At 61.5% G+C, this 6,974-nt stretch carries 6 protein-coding genes and 1 pseudogene; 3 read left to right on the top strand and 4 right to left on the bottom strand.

Annotated features, from left to right (window positions below):
* A pseudogene (locus tag ACIREA_RS22910) lies at nt 1-907 on the top strand (hypothetical protein); the annotation flags it as partial.
* Nucleotides 908-956: 49 nt separating this feature from the next.
* On the opposite strand, the gene ACIREA_RS22905 reads toward ACIREA_RS22910, so the two are convergent.
* Together ACIREA_RS22905 and ACIREA_RS22900 are read right to left on the bottom strand one after the other, a co-directional pair.
* Complete coding sequence (locus ACIREA_RS22905) at nt 957-1,121, bottom strand: hypothetical protein (protein ID WP_397384670.1); 165 nt, start codon at nt 1,119-1,121, stop codon at nt 957-959.
* Between the two features lie 213 nt (nt 1,122-1,334).
* Nucleotides 1,335-1,703, bottom strand: a complete 369-nt coding sequence (locus tag ACIREA_RS22900) for a hypothetical protein (protein WP_397384669.1) — start codon at nt 1,701-1,703, stop codon at nt 1,335-1,337.
* A 484-nt stretch (nt 1,704-2,187) separates the two neighbouring features.
* Here ACIREA_RS22900 and ACIREA_RS22895 point away from each other — a divergent pair, with 484 nt between their 5' ends.
* The gene (locus ACIREA_RS22895; RefSeq protein WP_397384668.1) at nt 2,188-4,239 is read left to right on the top strand and encodes a spermidine synthase; all 2,052 of its coding nucleotides are present in this window, start codon (nt 2,188-2,190) and stop codon (nt 4,237-4,239) included.
* 92 nt (nt 4,240-4,331) lie between these two features.
* Here ACIREA_RS22895 and ACIREA_RS22890 read toward each other — a convergent pair whose 3' ends face one another.
* A complete protein-coding gene (locus ACIREA_RS22890; protein ID WP_397384667.1) occupies nt 4,332-5,489 on the bottom strand; it encodes a Gfo/Idh/MocA family protein in 1,158 nt (385 codons plus the stop codon).
* An 81-nt stretch (nt 5,490-5,570) separates the two neighbouring features.
* Here ACIREA_RS22890 and ACIREA_RS22885 point away from each other — a divergent pair, with 81 nt between their 5' ends.
* Nucleotides 5,571-6,656, top strand: coding sequence for a Gfo/Idh/MocA family protein (locus tag ACIREA_RS22885; protein WP_397384666.1), 1,086 nt, complete (start codon nt 5,571-5,573; stop codon nt 6,654-6,656).
* A gap of 5 nt (nt 6,657-6,661) precedes the next feature.
* Here the strand turns inward: ACIREA_RS22885 and ACIREA_RS22880 are convergent.
* The coding region (locus ACIREA_RS22880; protein WP_397384665.1) for an endoribonuclease YicC domain-containing protein at nt 6,662-6,974 on the bottom strand (313 nt) is incomplete at its 5' end.

Below are 6,974 nucleotides of genomic sequence, written 5' to 3'. Positions count from 1 at the left end.
TCGGGTGGATATTTACGCAGCAGGTGTGGTGCTCTATGAGATGCTGACCGGCACGATTCCGGGGGAGCCGCGGCGGTCGGTCACGGAGTTTGCCAAAATTTCGACGAGGTGGGACAGCATCATCGCCAAAGCCATCGACCCCGATCCGGAGAAGCGGTATCAGGATGCGGGAGAGCTTCGTGCGCACATCAATGTGGCGATGAAGCAGACTGCGGAGCCTGGAGAGGTTCCCGGCGATGTCATGGCCATCGATCTAGGCATAGGCATGGGAACAGCCTCGAGAGCGGGCATGGGTGCGGGATTGGGTGCAGGGTTGCGTTTGGGGGCAGGCTCGGGTGCGGCTGCACCGGCAACACCTGCTGTATCGGTTGTACCGGCAGTACGCGCACCGGGACCGAGTGTGCCGCGCGCGCCGGGGGTGCGCGCGCCAGGTGTGCCGGCAGTGGTGGAGAAAAAGAAAGCTGCTCCGCCACCAAAGCAGGCTGTTCGAATGACGCAGCAGCAGCAACAGCTCATGCTGGTCATCGGGGTGGTGGCTGTGGTGGTGGTTGGATTTTTGGCATTGATCTTCTGGCCGTCTTCCAAGAATGCGTCACGCAGCTCGTCCGTCAGCGCCCAGGCCACGCCGGATGAAATTCATGAGGTGATGCAAAACCTAGAGCAGCATGATGCCGAGCTGGCGGGGCTGGTGAACTCGTTTGCTCAAGACTGGGCGGCTACGGGAGCGGATAAAAATCCGACCTCGCCCGTCGCCGAAAAACTGCGCAAGGCGCACAATGCTGCGGTGCAGGCCAAGGCCAAGGATCGCATGGAGGCGGCAAGGCGTGCGGAGATTGTGGCTGCGGAGATGGCGAAGCTGAGCGGCGCGCCCTCGTTGAAGGCGCTCAAGCAGGCGGCGGAGAGATAAAAAAGCCGCCACCCGTTTCCGGGTGACGGCGTGGTTTTGACCGAGGGGACTATTCGCCTTTGCAGCAGTCTTTGCCGCAGGCTTTGCCCTTTTCCTTGCAGCAGGCGGCGCAGTTGTCCTTGCAGCACTTTTCACAAGCCTTGCCAGCGGCAAGAGCGGTGCTGGAGAGGGTGGCGACGGAGGCTGCGGCGATGAGCATGAGGATGGTTTTCATAGTGTTGGATGTGTTGTGTTTTTGAAGTGCCTGCTTTGAATTTGCGGCATGCAGCGCAGGCGTGCGCATGCCGGCTTGCCATCGAGTGGCGTGTGAACTGGCGATGAGGCCAGACGGCCGGACAGGTCAGTCTGGTGGCGGCGCAAATCGGTGGCCGCATGTTATCGAGTCATTGCCCGGGGCGTCTGGCTTCCAGACGCGTGGCGCGTGGCTTCAAATCAAGAGGGCGCAATGCCGCGAATAGAGCGGTGGCGCATGCAAGGGCGGCCCGTGGTCGTGACGGGGCGCATGATTGGCAACAGCCTTTGAGGTGAGGCTGAGAGGTGAAAGGGCATGCCAGACGGGTTCAGCCAGCAGCTTTAAGGCGGGGGCTGGGGCATTGACGAAGGTGGCGGCGACATCGCGCGCGGTTTCGTGTTTGGCGCAGGGGCAGTTTGGCTCCTGGGAATGCTCGGAGGCCGAGTGCTGCTTTTTGGCGCAGCAGGTGGCGACTTCTTCATGCTGGGCAGCGGTGATGCAGCACCAGCACATCGGGAGGCCGATGCAGAGGGTGAGGATCAGGGCTGTGAGGCGAGAGAGCATGGGGTGTCAGATGATATAACGTGAGAATTTATTCAATGGTTGCAAGCAATGAGTGTGCCGATGCTGTGCCTGGGTGTGCAGCAACTCAGCGGAAGTTCTTGGAGCAGGGTGGCACAGGGCGAGCACTATGAGCGCAAGTGTGACTCCGCTGCCGGCGCACGGCTGTCGCTGAGCATGATGCAAGGGGAGACAGTCTGTGATGCAGGAAACACTCAACAAGAGCATCATGAAGAGATATGGACTGATCACGCCTGCAGACCCAGCCGCGTGGGACAAGCCCTGCAACGTTGCCAATCGACGGATGCGGAAAACCGCACGTCATGTGGTGTGGAAGACGAAGAGATCGCAAATCCCGTCTGCGGCCCCCTCAATCGCACGCACTGCATTTGCGATGGTTTTATTTTAACAAAAGAGCGGGGGGCATTGAGGACGTGATCTTAAAGATTGTAATATAAAATCTCCTCACTATGGAGCGCCCCGTTTCATGAATCTCATCTTCTGCCTCGTCAGTCTCCTCGGTGCCTTCCTGCTCTTTCAGGTGCAGCCCGTCATCAGCAAATTCATCCTGCCGTGGTTTGGGGGCAGTCCCGGGGTGTGGACGACATGCATGCTGTTCTTCCAGGTGCTGCTCTTTGGCGGCTACAGCTACGCGCACTTCCTGGCCTCGCGCAAACCGCGCACGCAGATGGTGGTGCACGGCATCCTGCTGCTGCTGGCGGTGATGTGTCTGCCCATCGAGCCCAATGCGGCGCTGCAGCCTGCGGGCAATGAAGAGCCCATCGGGCGCATCCTGCTGCTGCTGCTGCGCACCGTCGGCCTGCCCTACCTCGTGCTCTCCGCCACCAGCCCGCTGCTGCAGGTGTGGTTTACGCATCAGTTCCCCAGCCGCAGCCCGTGGCGCCTGTACTCGCTTTCAAACATCGGCTCCCTCACCGCGCTGCTTTCTTACCCTGTGCTCATCGAGACACGCTGGTCAGACGTGGAGCAGACGCGGATCTGGTCCTGGACGTTTGTAGTCTTCGCGCTGTTCATGGGCTTCTGCGCCTGGGCCAACCGCGTGCGCCCGGAGGTCATCACCCCGGAGGGAGATCTCCATCCGCAGGCCGCCACGCATGCCACCGTACCCACCTGGGGCCGCCGCCTGCTCTGGCTGCTGCTGCCCGCCTTTGCCTCTGTGATGCTGCTGGCCACCACGAATCACCTTTGCCAGGACGTTGCCGTCATTCCCTTCCTCTGGATCCTGCCGCTCAGCCTGTATCTGTTGTCCTTCATCATCTGCTTTGACCATCCGCGCTGGTACTGGCGCTCCGCATGGGCCATCGCCACGATGGTGCTGCTCTTCGGCACCTCCGCCATTTACAATGTGGACGCCATCACCGTGGGCTTTAGCACTGAGATCGTCGTGCTGGTGGGCGCCATGTTTGGCATCTGCATGGTGTGCCATGGCGAGCTCGCACGGCTGAAGCCCGACACGAGGCACCTCACCTCCTACTACCTGCACATGTCTGCCGGTGGCGCGCTCGGCGGCCTGGCCGTCAGCCTCGTGGCACCGCTCATCTTCACGACCTTCTTTGAGTGGCCGCTCTCCCTGCTGCTGGGCTTCCTCTTCGTCGCCTGGGTGGGCCAGCGTGCGCTGCAACTGCGTGCCGTGGCGCGCACCGCGTGGGTGGTGGTCAGCCTCGTCCTCGTGGGCTTCATCGCCCGCTGGGAGCTGCAATACGATGTGTGCCTCACCAGCCACCGCGACTTTTACGGCCTGCTCTCCGTCGCTGAGAAGGAAGACCCGGACACGCATGAGCAGGTGCGCTCTTTCATCAGCGGCACCATCCGCCATGGACGGCAGGACATGCGACGGGAACACCGCCGCGACCAGCTGAGCTACTACGCACCGCAGGCCGGCTCCGGCATCGCGCTGCTGCACGTGAAGGACAAGCCGGAAGCCCGTGTCGGCGTCGTTGGCATGGGGGCGGGTTGCGTGGCCGGGTATGGTGAGAAAGGGCAGACCTACCGCTTTTACGAGCTCAATCCCGCCGCTGAAAAACTTGCCCTCAAGTGGTTCACCTTCGTCTCCGACTTCCAGGCACGCGGCGGCAAATACGAGATCGCCCTCGGTGACGCACGCCTCTCCCTGAAGCACGAAGCACCGCAAAACTTTGACGTGCTGATGCTGGACGCCTTCAGCGGTGACTCGGTGCCGATGCACCTGCTCACCATTGAGGCCTTCAATCTCTACCTCACGCATTTGAAGCCGGACGGCGTCATCGTGGCCAATGTGACCAACCGCGCCGTGAACCTTGCGCCTGTGCTCGGTCGTATCGCCGATGAGCTGGGCGTGCAGCACGTGCGCATCTCCTACACACCGCCGGAAAACGTCTACGGTTACGCCACCGACTTCGTGCTCATCTCACGCGACGCAGCCTTCATCCGCGCCCAAACGCCATCCTTGCCCTCCTGGGCCGTGCCGAACGAACATCCGCCGCTCTGGACCGATCATCACCACAACCTCTTTGATATCCTCATCACGCGCAAGTTTTGAGGGCATGGGCGGGTCTGACGAATGATTTACCACGAAAAACGCCGCACGGTTTCCCGGGCGGCGTTTTATTTTTGTGACTGTTGCCTGAGCTTTTAGCGGAAGCTTTTGGCGAAGTCGTCGGAGGTGGCTTTGGCGACGACCTTAGTTTTTTGGAAGGTGGATTGCTCGCCTTTTTCGATGAGGATGCGCTCGTAGTCGGCGGAGGACATGGGGAGCTCGATGGTCTTGTCCTGCCAGGTGGAGAGGAGGATGGCGTTGGCGAGTTCGACGCTGTGGAGACCTTCTGCGGCGGGGGAGAGGAGTTTCTCGCCCTTGAGGATGGCATTGGTGAAGTTTTGCAGGATCTCGATGTGCTGGCCGCCGGTTTGATCGACGTGGATGTCCATGTGCCAGCTTTCGGGCATGGCGAAGGCGGCTTCGGCTTCCATGCAGAACTTGCTCATGGGCTGGCGGTTGCGCTGGAAGTGGATGCGGGTGCCGTCGGTGACGGTGAGGCGGCCCTGTTCGGCGGAGATTTCGAGCTTGTTGATGCCGGGGGCTTCGCCGGTGCTGGTGACGAAGGTGGCGGTGGTGCCGTTGTCATACTGCATGACGGCGGTGACATCGTCCTCGACTTCGATCTCATGGAAGCGGCCGAACTGGCAGAAGCCGCGCACTTTTTGTGGCATGCCGAAGAGCCACTGGAAGAGATCCAGATTGTGTGGGCACTGATTCATGAGGACGCCGCCGCCTTCACCCTTCCAGGTGCCGCGCCAGCCGCCGGTGGCGTAGTAATAGTTGGTGCGGAACCAGTTGGTCACTTCCCAATGGACGCGACGGACGGCGCCGAGTTCACCGCTGTCGATGAGGTCCTTGACCTTCTTGAAGCAGGCGTTGGTGCGCATGTTGAACATGGCGGCGAAGATCTTGTTCTTGTCGGTATGCGCGGCGATGAGGCGCTCGCAGTCGGCTTTGTGAACGGAGATGGGCTTTTCCACGAGGACGTGGAGGCCAGCCTGGAGGGCTGCGATGCCGATGGTGGTGTGGCTGAAGTGGGGGGTGCAGATGAGGATGGCGTCGATGTGACCGCTGCGGATCATCAGATTGACGTCGGTGAAGGCTTTTTCGCCTTCGATGAGGTTCGGCAGGGTGCCGACGCTCTCGCACAAAGAGGTGACGCGCAGGCCGGGGATCTTGCCCGCGCGAATGTTCGCAAGGTGTGCCTTGCCCATGTTTCCAAGCCCAACGATGCCGAGTCTGACGGTTTCCATGGTCCGAGACTAGCGGGGCGGGCGAGACGGTCAAGCGACTCAACAGTTGCGCTTTGACCCCCATGCCTGCATTTTACATGCATGCGACCGACCTGCCGTCTCCGAGATCAGCTCATCCTCGTCATGGGATGTGTGGCGGCGCTGCTCAGCACAACCCTCATGGCAGACGACCTACGCATCGGCATCATCGGGCTCGACACCTCGCATTCAGAGCAGTTCACGCTGCGCCTGAACGACCCCGCGAACCCGAACCACATTCCCGGTGCGCGGGTGGTGGTGGCCTTCCCCAGCGGGAGCCCGGACATTGAGGAGAGCAAGACGCGCATCGAGGGCTTCACGGCGACTGTACGCGACAAGTTTGGCGTGCGCATCGTGGGCAGTGTGGCGGAGGCCTGCAAAGATGTGGATGCCATCATGCTGCTGAGCCTCGAAGGCAGGCCGCGCCTAGAGCAGATGAAGCAGATCATTGCCGCAGGCAAACCGGTCTTCATGGACAAGCCGGTGGCGGCTTCCCTGAAGGATGCTGTGGAAATCTACAAGCTGGCGGCAGCCGCACAGGTGCCGGTGTTCAGTGCTTCCGCAGTGCGCTGGTATCCGGGTGTGCTGGAAGTGGCCAATGCGGAACCGACTCCGGCGCGCAGTGTCATCTCCTATGGGCCGGCGCATGTGCTGCCGCACCATCCGGACCTGTTTTTCTATGGGATTCACCCGACGGAGGCGCTCTTTACAGTGATGGGGCCCGGGTGCCTCTCCGTCACTCGGACGACCACGACGTCTGAATCCATCGTCACGGGGCTTTGGTCCGGTGGTCGCACCGGGACGCTGCAAGCCATTCATGAAGGGGCGATGGCGTACAAGCTGATTCGTTTTGGGGACAAGCAGATCACCGAGCAGAAGTCCGAGGGCGACTACACGCCGATGCTGCGTGAGATCGTCAAATTTTTCCAGACGAAGCAGCCGCCGGTATCGCCGAAGCAGACACTGGAAATTTACGCCTTCATGGCGGCGGCAGAGGAGTGCAAGCACCGCGATGGCGGGCGCGTCACGCTGCGTGATGTGATGGTCAAAGCCGGGGCGCCGGAGGCGTGGCTGCCCGAGGATGGGAAGGCCAAGCCCGAGGCCCCGAAATCGGTGCCGAAGGGGCTGCCGAAGCCGGGGGCTTCGTGATCTGATTATTCGGCGTTCTGGACCTGCTCGCGGATTTTTTCGAGTTCGGTTTTGGCGGTGACGACGTGGTGGGCGATTTCGGCGTTGTTGCACTTGGAGCCCATGGTGTTGAACTCGCGGAAGAACTCCTGCAGGAGGAAATCGAGGCTGCGTCCGGCGGGGGTGTCGCTGGCGAGGTAGGAGCGGAACTGCTGCACGTGGCTGGCGGCGCGGGTGAGCTCTTCGGAGATGTCTGTGCGATCCGCGAAGAGGGCGATTTCTTTGACGAGGCGCTCGTCATCCAGCGGGAGGGGCAGGCCGGCGTCTTCCAGGCGCTGG

The organism is Prosthecobacter sp. (assembly GCF_044373815.1).
GTDB lineage: Bacteria > Verrucomicrobiota > Verrucomicrobiia > Verrucomicrobiales > Verrucomicrobiaceae > Prosthecobacter.
Note: the sequence above shows the minus strand (reverse complement) of the source record. Positions and strands in the feature narration are given on the sequence as shown.